The sequence below is a fragment of the Klebsiella sp. OBRC7 genome, assembly GCF_000293135.1.
GTDB classification, from domain to species: domain Bacteria; phylum Pseudomonadota; class Gammaproteobacteria; order Enterobacterales; family Enterobacteriaceae; genus Klebsiella; species Klebsiella michiganensis.
In genome coordinates this window covers 77661-94931 of record NZ_ALNJ01000024.1, presented here as the reverse complement: position 1 = coordinate 94931, position 17271 = coordinate 77661, and the positions used below count along the sequence as shown (strand labels likewise).

The 17271-nt window shown below is 54.4% G+C and carries 17 protein-coding genes and 1 pseudogene; 7 read left to right on the top strand and 11 right to left on the bottom strand.

The genetic code is table 11. From position 1 onward, the window contains the following. Positions 1-9: 9 nt before the first annotated feature. Complete coding sequence (yoaE, locus tag HMPREF1144_RS05075; RefSeq protein WP_004852040.1) at positions 10-1569, bottom strand: CNNM family cation transport protein YoaE; 1560 nt, start codon at positions 1567-1569, stop codon at positions 10-12. A gap of 446 nt (positions 1570-2015) precedes the next feature. Between yoaE and manX the strand changes: the two genes are divergently transcribed. The 5 genes from manX to mntP all read left to right on the top strand — a co-directional run bounded on the left by manX (position 2016) and on the right by mntP (position 6212). Beyond that, entirely contained in the window at positions 2016-2984 is a 969-nt protein-coding gene (gene manX, locus HMPREF1144_RS05070) for a PTS mannose transporter subunit IIAB (protein WP_004103303.1), read from the top strand. 60 nt (positions 2985-3044) lie between these two features. Continuing rightward, on the top strand, positions 3045-3845 hold the full coding sequence (gene manY, locus HMPREF1144_RS05065) for a PTS mannose transporter subunit IIC (RefSeq protein ID WP_004103305.1): 801 nt from the start codon (positions 3045-3047) through the stop codon (positions 3843-3845). Between the two features lie 12 nt (positions 3846-3857). Then, positions 3858-4709, top strand: coding sequence for a PTS mannose transporter subunit IID (locus HMPREF1144_RS05060; protein ID WP_004103307.1), 852 nt, complete (start codon positions 3858-3860; stop codon positions 4707-4709). Positions 4710-4762: 53 nt separating this feature from the next. After that, positions 4763-5221 carry a DUF986 family protein gene (locus HMPREF1144_RS05055; RefSeq protein ID WP_004852044.1) on the top strand — a complete coding sequence of 153 codons (459 nt, stop codon included), beginning with the start codon at positions 4763-4765 and terminating at the stop codon, positions 5219-5221. Positions 5222-5645: 424 nt separating this feature from the next. Further along, positions 5646-6212 (top strand): manganese efflux pump MntP, encoded by a 567-nt coding sequence (gene mntP, locus HMPREF1144_RS05045; protein ID WP_004852046.1) that lies wholly within the window; start codon positions 5646-5648, stop codon positions 6210-6212. A gap of 3 nt (positions 6213-6215) precedes the next feature. Here mntP and rlmA read toward each other — a convergent pair whose 3' ends face one another. The 6 genes and pseudogenes from rlmA to mgrB all read right to left on the bottom strand — a co-directional run bounded on the left by rlmA (position 6216) and on the right by mgrB (position 10489). Then, positions 6216-7010, bottom strand: a complete 795-nt coding sequence (gene rlmA / locus HMPREF1144_RS05040; RefSeq protein ID WP_004852048.1) for a 23S rRNA (guanine(745)-N(1))-methyltransferase — start codon at positions 7008-7010, stop codon at positions 6216-6218. Positions 7011-7070: 60 nt separating this feature from the next. Continuing rightward, a complete protein-coding gene (ftsI, locus tag HMPREF1144_RS05035) occupies positions 7071-8816 on the bottom strand; it encodes a peptidoglycan glycosyltransferase FtsI (RefSeq protein WP_004852050.1) in 1746 nt (581 codons plus the stop codon). Between the two features lie 188 nt (positions 8817-9004). Beyond that, the gene (gene cspE / locus HMPREF1144_RS05030; RefSeq protein WP_001062678.1) at positions 9005-9214 is read right to left on the bottom strand and encodes a transcription antiterminator/RNA stability regulator CspE; all 210 of its coding nucleotides are present in this window, start codon (positions 9212-9214) and stop codon (positions 9005-9007) included. 12 nt (positions 9215-9226) lie between these two features. Then, positions 9227-9372 (bottom strand): annotated as a pseudogene (locus tag HMPREF1144_RS31045) (DUF2627 domain-containing protein). A gap of 608 nt (positions 9373-9980) precedes the next feature. Next, positions 9981-10271 (bottom strand): YebO family protein, encoded by a 291-nt coding sequence (locus HMPREF1144_RS05025; RefSeq protein WP_004103312.1) that lies wholly within the window; start codon positions 10269-10271, stop codon positions 9981-9983. A 74-nt stretch (positions 10272-10345) separates the two neighbouring features. Continuing rightward, complete coding sequence (gene mgrB / locus HMPREF1144_RS05020) at positions 10346-10489, bottom strand: PhoP/PhoQ regulator MgrB (RefSeq protein ID WP_002911375.1); 144 nt, start codon at positions 10487-10489, stop codon at positions 10346-10348. 159 nt (positions 10490-10648) lie between these two features. On the opposite strand from mgrB, the gene HMPREF1144_RS05015 reads away from it, so the two are divergent. Continuing rightward, positions 10649-10888, top strand: coding sequence for a YobH family protein (locus HMPREF1144_RS05015; protein ID WP_004122000.1), 240 nt, complete (start codon positions 10649-10651; stop codon positions 10886-10888). Between the two features lie 44 nt (positions 10889-10932). On the opposite strand, the gene kdgR is transcribed toward HMPREF1144_RS05015, so the two are convergent. After that, positions 10933-11724, bottom strand: a complete 792-nt coding sequence (gene kdgR, locus HMPREF1144_RS05010) for a DNA-binding transcriptional regulator KdgR (protein WP_004103314.1) — start codon at positions 11722-11724, stop codon at positions 10933-10935. Positions 11725-11901: 177 nt separating this feature from the next. Here kdgR and HMPREF1144_RS05005 point away from each other — a divergent pair, with 177 nt between their 5' ends. Next, positions 11902-13275 (top strand): MFS transporter, encoded by a 1374-nt coding sequence (locus tag HMPREF1144_RS05005; RefSeq protein WP_009651974.1) that lies wholly within the window; start codon positions 11902-11904, stop codon positions 13273-13275. Between the two features lie 71 nt (positions 13276-13346). Here HMPREF1144_RS05005 and htpX read toward each other — a convergent pair whose 3' ends face one another. The 3 genes from htpX to proQ form a co-directional block, all read right to left on the bottom strand. Beyond that, positions 13347-14228, bottom strand: a complete 882-nt coding sequence (gene htpX, locus HMPREF1144_RS05000) for a protease HtpX (RefSeq protein ID WP_004122003.1) — start codon at positions 14226-14228, stop codon at positions 13347-13349. Between the two features lie 237 nt (positions 14229-14465). Then, a complete protein-coding gene (prc, locus tag HMPREF1144_RS04995; protein ID WP_009651971.1) occupies positions 14466-16514 on the bottom strand; it encodes a carboxy terminal-processing peptidase in 2049 nt (682 codons plus the stop codon). Between the two features lie 19 nt (positions 16515-16533). After that, complete coding sequence (gene proQ, locus HMPREF1144_RS04990; RefSeq protein ID WP_004852059.1) at positions 16534-17217, bottom strand: RNA chaperone ProQ; 684 nt, start codon at positions 17215-17217, stop codon at positions 16534-16536. Positions 17218-17271: the final 54 nt, after the last annotated feature.

Below are 17271 nucleotides of genomic sequence, written 5' to 3'. Positions count from 1 at the left end.
CATCAGCCGTTACTCTTCTTCGTCGTTATACTGTCGCAGCTTGACGACGCGTACCAGATCGACGCGATAGTCGTTGGCTTCAACAATCGTGAACTGCAGAGGTGACAGCTCAAGCACGTCGCCCGGACGCGGAATATGGCCGTTGACGGCAATCACCAGGCCGGCAACCGTAGCAATATCTTCGTCCTCATCGACCAGATCGTCTACCCCCAACGCCTGCTGCAACGCATGCACGTCGGTTGAACCTTTCACCAGCCAGCCGTCGCCGTCGATGACAATTTCCGGCGTTTCGTCAGCGTCCGGGAACTCGCCGGCAATCGCCTCCAGTACGTCCAGCGGCGTGACCAGCCCCTGTACGACGCCAAACTCGTTAGTCACGATGACAAAGCTACCGCGGGCGCGGCGCAGCACGCCCAGCAGATTGATCGGGTCCAGCGTTTCCGGGACCACAATCGCCGGCGAGGCGGAAGCCAGAGCGGCAACGTTGTCACCCGCTTCCAGCGCCACCAGCATCTCTTTCGCCCGCACGATACCGATGATTTCATCCAGCTCGCCGCGGCATACCGGGAACAGGCTGTGCGGTGAAGAGAGCAGCTGACGGCGAATTTCCTCTTCGCTTTGCTCGGCGTTTACCCAGCTAATTTCCCCGCGCGGGGTCATAATGCTGCGCAACGAACGCTGGGCCAGGGTCAGCACGCCGTTAATCATATAGCGCTCTTCTTCCGCAAACGCGCCTTCGGGGATCGGCACGACCGACGCGCTATCGCTATCATGCGCCGCGGCGCTTTGCTTACGCCCGCCCATCAGACGGAGGATCGCATCGGCAGTGCGCGCGCGCAGAGGCAGGGTCGATTGATGACGAATAAAGTTACGGCGCGCAATCTGGTTAAAGAACTCGATGGTTATCGAGAAGCCAATCGCAGCGTACAGGTAACCTTTCGGTATATGGAAACCAAAACCTTCAGCCACCAGGCTCAGGCCGATCATCAGCAGGAAGCTCAGACAGAGCACTACCACCGTCGGATGCTGGTTGACAAAATTAGTCAACGGCTTCGAAGCCAGCAGCATCACCGCCATCGCGATCACCACCGCCGCCATCATCACCGGCAGGTGGTTAACCATCCCGACCGCAGTAATCACGGCGTCCAGCGAGAACACGGCGTCCAGTACCACGATTTGTAGTACCACCACCCAGAAGCTGGCATAGCCTTTACCATGACCGGAGTCATGCTGGCGGTTCTCCAGCCGTTCATGCAGTTCGGTGGTCGCCTTAAACAGCAGGAATATCCCCCCGAGCAGCATGATCAGGTCGCGTCCGGAAAACGAGAAATCGGCAACACTGAAAAGCGGTTTCGTCAGGGTCACCATCCACGAAATAACCGACAGCAGACCCAGGCGCATAAACAGCGCCAGCGAGAGGCCGATCAGGCGCGCCTTGTCCCGCTGCTTTGGCGGCAGCTTGTCGGCAAGGATGGCGATAAACACCAGGTTGTCGATACCCAGTACGATTTCAAGGACGACAAGCGTCAGCAAACCGGCCCAAATAGAGGGATCCATTAAGAATTCCATGAGCAGCTCCAGTTAACGACAGGCGTAGTCATCGCTGTGTCATGCACAGACGAGACACTTGTTGCTGGTGAAAAGACGTAGCAGGTGGCGGCGGCAAACGCGTGCCGGAAGGTGAAAAGACGTCGGTGACGGTCCATATAGCGGGCTATGCCCTATACTCCTGAGTAATTAAACGGAACGTAAACATAGCAAAATATAGAGCATAATTGGAAAAAATTTACCTGTCTTTGCAATAGCTAAGACTATTTTTTGCGCTGCAAAATAATTACCAACAGATGCATAATTAGCGGAGCTTCATCACATTAATTATTTTTTCACTGTCTAAAATAATTCGCTGTAGTAATTACTTTATATCTTACACCCTTACTGAATCGATTTTGTTCGCAAGAGTGATTCAGGATGTATCAGAACAGATGATGCATTCACGATTATAAAGGAGGTAGCAAGTGACGATTGCTATTGTAATAGGCACACATGGTTGGGCTGCAGAACAGCTGTTAAAAACGGCAGAAATGCTGCTGGGCGAACAGGAAAACGTTGGCTGGATTGATTTCGTCCCTGGCGAAAACGCAGAAACGTTAATCGAAAAGTACAACGCTCAGCTGGCAAAGCTGGATACAGCAAAAGGCGTGTTATTTCTCGTCGATACATGGGGAGGCAGCCCGTTTAACGCGGCCAGCCGCATTGTCGTCGATAAAGAACATTATGAAGTGATCGCGGGCGTTAATATTCCCATGCTGGTCGAAACGCTAATGGCGCGTGACGACAACCCGTCGTTCGATGAGCTGGTTGCCCTGGCGGTAGAAACCGGTCGCGAAGGCGTTAAGGCGCTGAAAGCGAAGCCGGTGGAAAAGGCCGCCCCTGCTCCGGTTCAGGCGGCTGCACCGAAAGCGGCTGCGCCATTGAAGCCAATGGGTCCAAACGACTACATGGTTATCGGGCTTGCGCGTATCGATGACCGTTTAATTCACGGCCAGGTCGCCACTCGCTGGACTAAAGAAACCAACGTTTCCCGCATTATCGTTGTCAGCGACGAAGTTGCGGCGGATACCGTACGTAAAACGCTGCTGACTCAGGTTGCTCCTCCGGGCGTTACCGCCCACGTTGTAGACGTCGCGAAAATGATCCGCGTCTATAACAACCCCAAATACGCAGGCGAGCGCATTATGCTGCTGTTCACTAACCCAACGGACGTTGAACGCGTGGTTGAAGGCGGTGTGAAAATCACCAGCGTCAACATCGGCGGCATGGCTTTCCGCCAGGGTAAAACGCAGGTGAACAACGCCATTTCGGTCGATGAGAAAGATATCGAAGCGTTCAAAAAGCTGAATGCCCGCGGTATCGAACTGGAGGCCCGCAAAGTTTCCACCGACCAGAAACTGAAAATGATGGATCTGATCGCCAAGGTGAAATAAGTCACCCTGCGGATCGCAACGCAATTTTCAACTTAAGACTTAATCAACAGGAGAAGTACAATGGAGATTACCTTTCTTCAGATTGTGCTGGTGTTCATCGTCGCGTGTATTGCGGGTATGGAGTCGGTACTTGATGAATTTCAGTTCCACCGTCCTCTGGTGGCCTGTACGCTGATTGGCGCCGTTCTCGGGGATATGAAAACCGGTATTATTATCGGTGGTACCCTGGAAATGATCGCCCTGGGCTGGATGAACATCGGTGCGGCCGTTGCGCCGGATGCCGCCCTTGCTTCCATCATCTCTACCGTTCTGGTTATCGCCGGCCATCAAAGCATCGGTGCCGGTATCGCGCTGGCAATCCCGCTGGCCGCGGCAGGCCAGGTTCTGACCATTATCGTTCGTACCATCACCGTTGCCTTCCAGCACGCGGCGGATAAGGCCGCGGAGAATGGAAACCTGACGGCCATATCCTGGCTGCACGTTTCATCGCTGTTCCTGCAGGCCATGCGTATCGCTATCCCTGCCGTTATCGTGGCGATTTCCGTCGGTACCAGCGAAGTACAGGGTATGCTGAACGCCATTCCAGAAGTGGTTACCGGCGGTCTGAACATCGCGGGCGGCATGATCGTGGTCGTCGGTTACGCGATGGTCATCAACATGATGCGCGCAGGCTACCTGATGCCGTTCTTCTACCTGGGCTTTGTTACCGCCGCGTTCACCGATTTCAACCTGGTTGCTCTGGGTGTGATTGGTACCGTGATGGCGGTGCTCTACATCCAGCTGAGCCCGAAATACAACCGCGTAGCGGGTGCGCCTGTGCAGGCTGCTGGTAATAACGATCTCGACAACGAACTGGACTAACAGGTGAGCGAAATGGTTGATATGACTAAAAATACCACCGAGAAAAAACTGACTCAGAGTGATATTCGTGGCGTGTTCATTCGTTCTAACCTGTTCCAGGGTTCATGGAACTTCGAACGTATGCAGGCGCTGGGCTTCTGCTTCTCCATGGTGCCGGCTATTCGTCGCCTCTATCCGGAGAACAACGATGCGCGTAAACAGGCGATTAAGCGTCACCTTGAGTTCTTTAACACCCATCCCTACGTTGCGGCGCCGGTTCTCGGCGTAACGCTGGCGATGGAAGAGCAGCGTGCTAACGGCGCAGAGATCGACGATGGTGCTATCAACGGTATCAAAGTTGGTCTGATGGGCCCGCTGGCCGGCGTGGGCGACCCTATCTTCTGGGGTACCGTTCGTCCGGTGTTCGCCGCGCTGGGCGCAGGTATCGCCATGAGCGGCAGTCTGCTCGGGCCTCTGCTGTTCTTTATCCTGTTTAACGCGGTGCGTCTGCTGACCCGTTATTACGGCGTAGCGTACGGTTATCGTAAAGGTATCGATATCGTTAAAGATATGGGCGGCGGCTTCCTGCAGAAACTGACCGAGGGGGCGTCAATTCTCGGCCTGTTTGTCATGGGGGCATTGGTTAACAAGTGGACGCACGTGAACATCCCGCTGGTGGTTTCCACCATCACCGGTCAGGATGGCCAGACGCGCGTGACCACCGTGCAGACTATCCTTGACCAGCTGATGCCGGGCCTGGTGCCGCTGCTGCTGACCTTCGCCTGTATGTGGCTGCTGCGCAAGAAAGTTAACGCCCTGTGGATCATCGTTGGCTTCTTCGTCATCGGTATCGCGGGCTACGCTGTCGGCCTGCTGGGCCAGTAATCTACACGCTGTGCGCCGGGGGCTTGCCCCCGGCTTTTTTATTTGGAGGATGGATGACAATCACGGACCTGGTGTTAATCCTGTTTATTCTCGTTCTGCTCGCGTTTGCGATTTACGATCAATTCATCATGCCGCGCCGCAATGGCCCCGTTTTGCTGGCTATCCCCCTGCTCCGCCGCAATCGCGTCGATGGCATTATCTTCGTCGGCCTCATTGCTATCCTGATTTATAACAATATTGCCAGCCAGGGCGAACTTATCACCACCTGGCTATTATCTGCCCTGGCCTTGATGGGGTTATATCTTTTCTGGATCCGTTCACCCAAAATCATCTTCAAAAAAGAAGGCTTTTTTTTCGCCAATATCTGGATCGAATATAAGCGTATTAAAGAGATGAATTTATCGGAAGATGGCGTGCTGGTCATGCAATTAGAGCAGCGTCGCCTGCTAATTCGCGTACAAAATATCGACGATCTGGAAAAGATATACAAACTTCTCATTTCAACTCAATGAGTTACAAATATAGCCTACGCTATATTTTGTCATTCCCCGGCGAATGGAATATAGCCGCGGCTATATTCCATTCGTTTAATTCGCCGATATTTATTAACGAATTATTCACTTCCAAATTTAAATGAAAATCGTTATCATTTGGTTAGCAAAATAACCTGACTCTGTTATTGTTTTATATTCTAAAATTATGTTAAGGTTGCGCCCGTCGTTGGGGAGTAGCCAATTTTCTGCCTGCCAGAAAATGTACGTGTCAACATACTCGTTGCAAAACGTGGCACGTACGGGTTGAAGAAGTACGTCTTCAATCAGGCGAGACCATAGACGCATCGCTGCTGTACGCGGCGCCTCATCTTCAGGATGGGCCGCGTATTTTTACTGGGGGCGGCGATGTGTCATATGGATTATCCCCGGTCAGGACGCTCTCATGAATGTATCCGCTACAATTCTTCTTGCCTTCGGCATGTCCATGGACGCCTTCGCGGCCTCTATTGGCAAAGGCGCCACTCTCCATAAACCTAAATTTTCTGAAGCCCTGCGCACGGGTCTCATCTTTGGCGCTATCGAAACGCTCACGCCGCTGGTCGGTTGGGGAATGGGGATGCTAGCCAGCCAGTTCGTTCTCGAGTGGAACCACTGGATTGCCTTTGTGCTGCTGGTGTTTCTCGGCGGTCGAATGGTTATCGAAGGGTTTCGCGGCGGCAACGACGACGACTGCGAAACTCCGCGACGCCACGGTTTCTGGCTGCTGGTGACCACCGCCTTCGCTACCAGCCTTGACGCCATGGCCGTCGGCGTTGGCCTGGCGTTTCTGCAGGTCAACATTATCGCCACCGCGCTGGCTATCGGCTGCGCCACGCTGATAATGTCGACGCTCGGTATGATGGTGGGACGTTTTATCGGCCCGCTGCTCGGCAAACGGGCGGAAATCCTCGGCGGTATCGTGCTGATTGGCATCGGCGCTCAGATCCTCTGGAGCCATTTCTCCGGCTGATCCTCAGGCGTCGCGCTGCCAGCAGTGAATGGCAAAATCGGTCTGGCAGTCAAATCCCACCTGTTGACGCAGCGCTTCCCGAACCGGCGGCTTAGCCCGCCACGCAAACGGCGTCATTTGCAGTAAAGCTTCCGCCTCGCTGCCGTTAAGCTGCATCGGATAGGCCAGCTGCTGCTGGTGACGTAGCGTAAACCCTGCCATCTCTTCCGCGTTTTGCTCGTGCAAACGCACTTCGTCGTATATCAACCCTTTCAGCTCCATCAGATGACGAGGCCCCGGCGTCGCGGTGATGACCCAGCCGCCGGGCCGGACAACGCGCGCCAGCTCAACGGCATTGCAGGGGGCGTAAATACGTACTATCGCATCGAGGCTTGCATCTTCAAACGGTAAACGCTGGCTGGAAGCGACGCAAAAGCTGACCTGCGGGTACCGTTTTGCCGCCGCGCGGATAGCGGATTTCGACACGTCCAGCCCCCAGCTGCGGCTGGCGATGGCGGCAAAAGCGTGGGTGTAGTAGCCTTCCCCGCAGCCGATGTCCAGTAAATCGGTCGGCGCGAAGGTGTGCAGAAAAGCGCAGATCGCGTCGCGAAGCGGCTGATAATGACCCGCATCGAGAAACGCCCGCCGGGCCTGCATCATTTCAGCGCTGTCGCCCGGATCGCGGGAGCGCTTAAACTGCACCGGCAGTAAATTGACGTACCCTTCCTTCGCCAGATCGAACTGATGCCGCTGCGGGCAGATAAAGCTATTATCGCGGCGCTCAAGCGGCGCGTGGCAAAGTGGGCAACTGTAAGACATGGCAACTCCGGTATGCTGAAAGGGCGAAAGTGTAGCGCTATTCGCCCCTCCAGGCCACCGTTACAGCGCAGGCGGCAGCACGCCGTCATGATGCATGACGATCAGGTTTTCAGAACCCTGCGGCATCCCATCTGGCATCACGTTTTCCAGGCGCAGGACATCGCCCATGATCTGGCTGAATACCGGCGCCGACACTGCCCCACCGTAATACGAACCGTTGCTGGGGTCGTTCATCACCACTACCAGCGCAAATTTTGGGTTACTGGCGGGCGCCACCCCTGCGGTGTAGGCCACATATTTGTCGATATATTTCCCGTCAGGGCCAATTTTCTTGGCGGTACCGGTTTTTACCGCCACCCGATAGTCGCGCACCGCCGCTTTGGTGCCCCCACCGCCCGGCAAGGCAACGCTCTCCATCATATGTTCGACTTCATGCACAATCTGCTCCGGCATCACCCGGGTGCCCATGACAGGCGGATCGATGCGCGTGATCGATAGCGGACGCTCAATACCGTAGCTGCCGATAGTTGCGTAAACGTGCGCCAGCTGGAGCGGCGTAACCATCAGGCCGTAGCCGAAGGCGAATGTCGCCCGGTCCAGCTCTCCCCAGTAGCGACGCTGCGGCATCAGCCCGGCGCTTTCACCGGTTAATCCCAGACCGGTAGAGTCGCCGAAACCGAACGCTTTATAGGTATCGATAAGATGTTGAATCGGCATGGCCAGCGACAAATGTGAAACGCCGGTATCGCTGGATTTTTGCAGAATGCCGGTGAGGGACAGCTCAGGGTAGTAACCAACGTCGCGAATACGATGACCGTCGAGGGTAAACGGATGGGTATCCACCACGCTATCCGGCTGAACAATGCCCTGCTGGAGCGCGGTCATCAGCACCAGCGGCTTAACCGTCGACCCCGGCTCGAAAGTATCGCTAATCGCGCGATTGCGGAAATCATCCAGCTTCGCGTCATCGCGATTGTTAGGGTTGAAATCGGGGTAGCTTGCCATCGACAGGATTTCCCCGGTATCAATTTTAATTAATACCGCCGCCCCTGATTCCGCTTTGTTCCAGCGCACGGCGTTATCCAGCGCGTCCTCGGTTACCGTTTGCAGACGCTCATCAATACTGAGCTGCAAATTGTGGGCCGGGACCGCCGGGACTTCGGTGATATTTTCGATGACGTTACCATGCCGGTCTTTGCGCACCAGACGGCGTCCGGGCTGACCGGTTAGCTGGGCATTAAAGCTTTTCTCTACCCCCTCGATCCCCTGATTATCGATATTGGTAAAGCCCAGCAGATTAGCCGCAACGTGCCCCGCGGGATAAAAACGACGCGACTCATCGCGCAGATTAATCCCCGGCAGGTGCAGCTTGTCGATCCACTCCGCCTGCTCCGGGTTTATCTGGCGCGCCAGATAAAGAAAACGCGCATGAGGATGCGCCTGCACGCGATGGGCAAGCTCGCTAAGGTTGAGGTGTAAAGCTTGCGCCATCGCCTGCCAGCGCGGGCCATATCCGACGCCGCCTTTTGCGAGAGTTGTTTGCGGATCGATCCAGATGGCGCTCACCGGCACGCTAACCGCCAGCGGGCGGCCCTCGCGATCGCTAATCATACCGCGCTGCACGTCGATAGGCTCTTCACGCAAGGAGCGCATATCTTCTTGTTTAACCAAATTGTCGGGAGAGACAATTTGCAGCCAGCCTACCCGGGCCAGCAGCAGCCCCATACAGCAAAGAATGGCCACGCATAACAACCCAAACCGCAGAGGGGTAAAGTTGGCGGCTGACTTAAGTTTGTTCTTTTGCACCTTAGCTCCATCATTATTTTGCAACCACCTGATTTAACAGATATATACAAAACAGGTTGCTAAACAGTGCTAATAAGGATGTTGTTTTGCAACAAAGCGCAACAGAGGGAGGTAAAATGACATGATTTGCAATAAAAACTAAAAAGCCCCGCGGCTGCGAGGCTTTCTTACAAGATTCAGTGGTCTACTCAGATAGCAGTTACGTTAACTGCAGCTGGACCTTTCTGGCCGTCCTGAATTTCGAACTCAACGTTCTGGCCTTCAGCCAGAGTTTTGAAGCCGTTACCCTGGATAGCGGAGAAGTGTACGAACACATCTTTGCTGCCATCAGCCGGAGTAATGAAGCCAAAACCTTTAGACTCGTTGAACCACTTAACTTGACCTTTAATCTTTGCCATTTGCAAAATTCCTTAGACTGTTTTCTTCGCCCGTGGGGCGCTTACATAGATAAAACTGACACATGACTGCATGAGGCACTAATATAAGGTTCGGCAGAGAAGCGGTATTCAACGACAACGTGTTTACTCAGGACTTCTTTACTGAAAATGCCACACATAAACAGAACTGTACCTCGTTTAACCCGAAACGTGTTATCACATACTACGTAAATAATGGCAAGCCATTTTTAGACGGCTCTCGATCGCTCGCACAAATTATAAGGGAATCATTTGATCACCTGCACATTTATGCGACTTTGCTTCCTCTGGCTTATCCTTCTCCCCGCGCTGGCGCCGCTGAGACGGCCCCCAGCCTGGGAGTTTATCCGCCATTGCTCAATGACTTCAGCTTGCCGGGCCCCGCGTAGAGCCAAACTGCCAATTTTAGGGGGAGTCAGAAAGCATTGCATAAAGATGCATTTAAAAGCTCATATCGATAGTTGAAAAAAAGCTTTACCGGCCCATGGCATAATATCGAAGCGCGTTAATTGAAGTACTTAAAATATTGTCTATACTTCACCGCAATAATGAACGCCTGATGACAGTCAGGTCTTTCCTGTTCTTTTATTTGATGAATTAAACAATCTAATTAAAGAGAGCATAAACGCGCCGCCTCCGCTTGCCGGTGGGCAGGTTTACGTTCGGAAGAGAATTTATCGATAAGGATACGTTATACACCGGGGGAGATACAGGCGCACACCGTCACGATGTACACCTGACAATCAGATTAGCGCTCTGCGACCAGACGAATGAAGTCGTCGTCGCCTTTCCCCTTCTCGGCGATGGAAGGTTCTGCGGCACTCTCCTTCTCTGGCTCATTGGCCTCGCAGAGACGGCGCAGCAGCGCGTTTTGCCGCTTTTGCTGATCCAGCAGCGCCTGCAGCAGCGCTATCTGCTCATTAGCGCGCGAGCTGGCGCGATTAACAAAAAACCATAACAACAGGCCGACAAGCAACAGCACAACTGAAAGCGCCACGGATGCCAGGCTTACAATCCCAGGATTTAGTAACTCACTCATTTCACCACCTCAAAGAGAAGGCGTTTATTCTACCACCCGCGCGGCAGAAGAAAATCAGTCATATTAAAAATGTCTTACCAGGGAATAAATTTATTGATAGTGCAGATGCCGCTGAAGAACTGTACATCCTGATCGCACATTACGTTAAGCATCTGAGTCCATAGCAGTAAACAACCTGCGATGATGACTATCAGCAAAACCCAGCGTAATTTTTTCACTCCACACTCCGCATCAGTACCAGATGTCGCCAGGATAACATGACCTTCTTAAACCGCGGCTAACTGTAATACGAAAGGCAAGTTTAGGAATCATAGACTTGTTTCAAACGATGTTCATGCCAGAATGGACGCAAGGATAATACAAATAATGAGGCAACAATGCGATTGATCATTCGTACCATTGTGGTGCTGGCTATCTTGTGGATTGGCGTATTATTAAGCGGCTACGGCGTATTAATGGGCAGCAGTGAGAATGCCGGGGGGCTGGGATTGCAGTGTAAATATCTCACGGCTCGCGGCATCAGTACCGCACAATATGTTCATTCCAGCAGCGGTATTATCGGCATTACCGATTGCCCTATCCTGCGAAAAAGCGCCACGGTAGTCGATAACGGCTAGTCACGATCGGGCTACAGACGCTGTAGCCCGATTTACGCACAAGGTCAGAACGGATAATCGTTGTAGCCCATCTGTTCTGAAATTTTACGCGCCGCCGTGTGCAGCATCGCGACGTACTCGTTCAGGCGCTCTTCCGAGAAACGCAGCGTCGGGAAAGAGATACTCAGACCCGCGATAACCACGCCGAAGCGGTCGAAAACCGGAACCCCGATGCAGCGCAGCCCCTCTTCCTGCTCTTCGTTATCTTCGCCATACCCCTGCTCGCGGACCTTATCGAGAACCGCCAGCAGCTCTTCGGTGCTGGTGATAGTCCGGTCGGTGCTGCGTTTGTACTCCACCCCTTCCAGAATCTGCTCAACCTCGGCACGATCGCGCCAGGCCAGCAGCACTTTACCGATCGCGGTGCTGTACAGCGGGTTACGACGCCCGATGCGCGAATACATGCGCAAATTGTACATTGAGTCGATTTTGTGGATGTAAACAATACTGTCTTCATCCAGGGCGCCCAGGTGGACGGTCTCTTTCGTCAGGCGTGAAAGCTCGCGCATCTGAATATCAGCGCTGCGCACCAAATCAACGTTCTGCAAAGCCCGCGCGCCAAGTTCGAAGAGTTTCAGGGTCAGAGAATATTTCTCGGACTCACCTTCCTGAGCTACGTATCCCAGCGATTTCATGGTCTGCAAAAAGCGATAAACGGTGCTTTTTGACATCATGACGCGCTGGGACAGTTCGGTAATGCCAATTTCACGCTCTTCGCCAAGCGCCTGCAGAATGCCAAAAACCTTCAAGACCGAAGAGACAGAATCTGGCTGTTTATCCAAATCTGCAACTGCCATTTATCACCTCATCGCAACTGTTTTATAAAAATTAGAACCGGTTTTTATTATAAATTCGCATCCCGTTACCCGCAATCGTTCTTCTGCCGATTCGTTACAAATCTGCGACATGCCGCTGAATAATCAATGCTAAAATTATTAACCAGTTAATAGTTCCCGATAAGATACAGACTCCACATGGATAAAAACATCTCCGATGGCCTGCCTTTACCGCAGCGTTACGGCGCCATTCTGACCATTGTATTAGGCCTGGCGATGGCGGTGCTGGACGGCGCTATCGCCAACGTCGCCCTGCCGACCATCGCCAGTGATTTAAACGCATCCCCGGCCTCTTCAATCTGGATAGTCAATGCCTACCAAATCGCTATCGTTATCGCGCTGCTGCCGCTCTCTTTCCTCGGCGATATGGTCGGCTACCGGCGTATTTATAAAATCGGCCTGGTGCTTTTTACCTTCACGTCACTGGCCTGCGCGCTCTCCAGAAGCCTGGAAATGCTGACCCTGGCGCGCGTGGCGCAGGGGCTCGGCGGCGCGGCGCTGATGAGCGTGAACACCGCGCTGATTCGCCTGATTTATCCTCAGCGTTTTCTCGGGCGCGGGATGGGGATCAACTCTTTCGTGGTGGCCGTCTCTTCCGCGGCGGGGCCGACCATTGCCGCCGCGATTCTCTCAATGGCTTCATGGCAATGGCTGTTTCTGATTAACGTTCCGCTGGGGATTATTTCACTGCTTCTCGCGATGCGCTATCTGCCTGCTAACACCGGCCGCAGCAAGGTCACCCGCTTCGACCTGCCGAGCGCCATCATGAATGCTCTCACTTTTGGCTTACTGATTACCGCCCTTGGCGGGTTCGCTCAGGGCCAGTCAGGCGCGCTGGTTGCGGCGGAGGTTATGGCCGTGCTGGTCGTCGGGTTCTTTTTTGTCCGCCGCCAGCTCAAAATGCCGGTCCCCCTGCTGCCGGTTGACCTGCTGCGCATTCCGCTATTCTCTCTGTCAATTTGTACGTCGATATGCTCTTTTTGCGCCCAGATGCTGGCGATGGTTTCGCTGCCGTTCTTCCTGCAGTCAATGATGGGACGCAGCGAGGTGGAAACCGGTCTGCTCCTGACGCCGTGGCCGCTGGCCACTATGGTCATGGCGCCGCTGGCGGGATATTTGATTGAGAAAGTTCACGCCGGGCTGCTGGGCGCGATGGGTCTAATCATCATGGCCTGCGGCCTGTTCGGCCTGGCTTTACTGCCCTCCGCGCCGTCGGACCTGGATATTATCTGGCGAATGGCGCTCTGCGGCGCGGGCTTTGGTCTGTTCCAGTCCCCCAACAATCACACCATCGTCTCGTCAGCGCCGGCTCATCGCAGCGGCGGCGCAAGCGGCATGCTGGGGACCGCGCGCCTGCTTGGACAGAGCACTGGCGCCGCGCTGGTGGCTCTGCTGTTTAACCTGCTGGGCGATAGCGGAACCCACACCGCGCTTCTGCTGGCCGGAACGTTTGCCGTCGTCGCGGCCGCCGTCAGCGGGCTACGCGTCACGCAGCCGCGCGTCAGGCTGTAACGCAAAGCCGGCATAAAAAAATCCGCAGCCCGAAGGTTGCGGATTTTTGTTTTCAGGGCCAGGCGCGACGGTTATTTCAGGTATTCGCCGCTGCGCAGGGCTTCAATACGTTTATCCAGCGGCGGGTGAGTCATAAACAGCTCACTCATGGATTTCGCTTTGCCGTTAATGCAGAACGCCATCATGCTGCTGGCCTCCTGCGGCTCATAGCTGGTTTTCAGACGCTGCAGCGCGGCGATCATTTTCTCACGCCCTACCAGCTTCGCTGAACCGGCGTCCGCATGGAACTCGCGGTAGCGGGAGAACCACATGGTAATGATGCTGGCCAGAATACCAAATACCAGCTCCAGCACCGTGGCGACCGCAAAATAGATCAGCGGGTTGCCGTTGCTGTTTTCACCTTCATCGCGGTTGCCGCCGAGGAAGCCTGCCGCAATCTGCGCGATAACGCGCGAGATAAAGATAACGAAGGTGTTCACCACCCCCTGAATCAGCGTCATGGTAACCATGTCACCGTTGGCAATGTGGCTAATCTCATGCGCAATGACCGCTTCCGCTTCATCACGGCTCATGTTCTGCAGCAGCCCGGTGCTGACCGCCACCAGCGACGCGTCACGGCGCGCGCCGGTCGCAAAGGCGTTAATATCCGGCGCATGGTAAATAGCTACCTGCGGCATACCAATGCCCGCCTGCCGTGCCTGCTGCGCGACGGTATTCATCAGCCAGCGCTCGGTTTCATTACGTGGCTGCTCAATGACTTCCCCACCCACTGATTTCAGCGCCATCCATTTCGACATCAGCAGCGAAACGATTGAACCGCCGAAACCAAACAACAGCGCCATGATCAGCAGCCCGGTCATGCTACTTGACTGAATTCCCGTCAGGCTTAGCACCAGCCCGAACACCACCATCACTGCCAGGTTGGTCAGCAGGAAAAGCGCGATTCGCATCATAATTTTCTTTTAACCTCGATTTAACAAAACGCACTATGCGATTACCCACATGGTATGGGTAGGACGCCAATTTTCAACCATCAGGCCCCGCTAAGTCACGAGAAAGACACAACTTTACATTTTGTAGCATATTGCTGACGCTGGGCAAAAGCGTTGACATTTTGTTGAATTCAGGCCGTCAGGAGCGGGCAAGGACGGAAAAGAAAACGGGCACAAATTGTTGTGCCCGTTGGGGATTTATTTACTGGCCGGGGGCTCTACCGCGGGCCGATCCTTTTCCTCATGGGCCAGGTCGAGCGCAATATGAACCGTTTCATCAAGATACGGGTCAGGCTCCTGGTAATCCTTCGGCAGATCTTCCAGCTTTTTCAGTAGCGGCTTGCCTTCGCGTTTAAGGCGATCGTTAACGCGGGCCAGACGAATCGCATCATCTTCTTCATTCTCCTTTTCACGCTGCGCGTAATTCAGGGAGACGATGTTGCGTTTGTCTTTCATCGCGTTATAGCGAGCAATGTCCTTCATGATGTACTGGAACTCAGGATCCCTGGCAATACGCGCATCGTGGCGCTTCAGTAACTCAGGTCCAAACGGCGTCAGGTCACCATACTTCACGAAGGTTGCCGCATTGACGCTATCCCACGGCAGCGCGTTATCTTCATACTGCTCGCCGGTTTCACGCTCTTCAGTTCCGGTCGGCATCATGATGTCCGGCGTCACACCCTTGCGCTGAGTACTCCCGCCGTTAATACGGTAGAATTTCTGGATGGTGTACTGTACGGACCCCAGCGCCGGCCAGTCAGGGCGCAGCATCTGATCGTAAATGCGGTTCAGCGAACGATACTGCTGGACGGTCCCCTTGCCAAAGGTCGGCTCACCGACGATCAGCGCGCGGCCATAGTCCTGCATCGCGGCGGCGAAAATTTCAGAAGCCGAGGCGCTGAAACGGTCGACCAGCACCACCAGCGGGCCTTTGTAGTACACCACGCCGTCGGTATCGCTGTCTTCACGCACCTTACCGTTATTATCGCGAACCTGGACAACCGGGCCGGATGGAATAAACAGGCCAGAAAGCGAAACCGCTTCGGTCAGCGCCCCGCCGCCGTTGCTGCGCAGATCGATAACGATGCTGCTAACGTTCTGTTTCTCCAGTTTCTGCAGCTGAACCTTGACGTCGTCCGTCAGGCCAACATAGAAACCCGGAATATCCAGCACGCCAACCTTCTCTTTGCCGACGGTTTTGACTGACATCTTAACCGCGCGGTCTTCAAGACGAATGCGTTCGCGCGTAAGGGTCACAATCCGCGTTTTCGCGCCTTTACCCGCCGGGAGAATTTCCAGACGAACCTTGCTGCCCTTGGGACCTTTAATCAGCGCCACGACATCATCAAGACGCCAGCCGATGACATCAACCATGCCTTTACCCGGCTGGCCAACGCCAACGATACGGTCGCCCACGCTGATGGATTTACTCTTCGCCGCAGGACCACCGGCCACCAGTGAGTTGATCACCGTGTAGTCGTCATCCATCTGCAGTACCGCGCCGATACCTTCGAGAGACAGGCTCATTTCGGTGTTAAACTGTTCGGTATTGCGTGGTGAGAGATAGTTCGTATGCGGGTCGATTTCACGCGCAAAGGCGGTCATCGCCAGCGAGAAAACATCTTCGCTATTGGTTTGCGCCAGGCGACGAATGGCAAACTTGTAGCGACGGGTTAAGGTCTCGCGAATCTCTTTATCATCTTTGCCAGCCAGCTTGAGGCTGAGCTGATCAAACTTCACCTTGGCATCCCACAGCGCATTCAGCTCGGCCTCATCTTTCGGCCAGGGAGACTTGCTGCGGTCAAGGTTGAAGTTGTCAGTGCCGGTAAAGTCCATCGGACGTTCCAGCACTTTCAATGCATATTGATAACGCTCAAATCGACGCTTCTGCGCCAGGTTATACAGGTCGTAAAAAACGTCCAGCTTCCCGCTGCGCAGCTCATCGCCGATTTGATTCTTTTTCGCGGCAAACTGGGCCACGTCGCTGGCTAACAGCACGTTATGGCTGTAGTCGAGCAGGTTCAGGTAGCGATCGAAAATTTTTGCCGAAAAGGCATTATCAAGATCGAACTGCCGGTAGTGAGAGCGGGTAAAGCGCGATGTGACGCGCTCGCTCACCGTCGCGTGCTGCGGCTCTTCTTTCAGCACGGGGATTTGATCGATCCGGGTGATATCGTCCACGGCGAACGACTGGCCTGCGATTACCAGCAGGCCCGCCATCGCGGTGAGCTTAAAGAATTTGTTCATGCCTGGCCCGGCCTCCGTTTCAGAACACCAGGTGTTCTGCGCGTACAATCATTGACATACCAGAAGTCAGCTGTACACGAACGCCATCTTTGGTGATTTCCAGGACGGTGGCGTCCATTGCATTATTGCCTGCTTTCACCTTCAGTGCCTGGCCAACGGTCAATACAGACACATCTGATACAGGGGTATGACGCTCTTCGCGCGGCGCTTTGGCTGCTGCTGCCGGGCGAGGTTTACGCTGCTCAGCGCCGTCTTTACGACGCGCCTGAGGCTGAGGACGCGGTTTACGCTCGCGACGTGCCCCCTCTTCCGGCTGGCCTGCTGCGGCAGCGGCTTCGCGTTTTTTGGCCTGCTGCGCTTCGCGCTGCGCCTGAACGCGGGCTTTTGCTTCTTCAAGCTGCTGACGGGCATGAGCGACGTGCTGCTCTTCCAGTTCGCCGCACGGGTTGCCGTCAAGGTCAACGCGGACTGCGCCAGGCTTAACGCCGTACAGGTAGCGCCAGCTCGAAGTATAAAGACGCAAAGCAGCGCGAAGTTGGGTTTTGCTGAGATTCATCTCTCCGCCAACGCGCTCAACGAGATCCTGAAAAATACCGACTTTCAGGGGGCGAGCTTCGCCTTCAGCGCTAAAACACTGAGGGAAACGTTCGGCCAGAAACGCAATGACTTCTTTACTGCTATTCAACTTAGGTTGATTTTCCATGAAATTTCCTGATTACAACGGACGTAGCCAACAAGCCGCAGGCATGAACAGGCG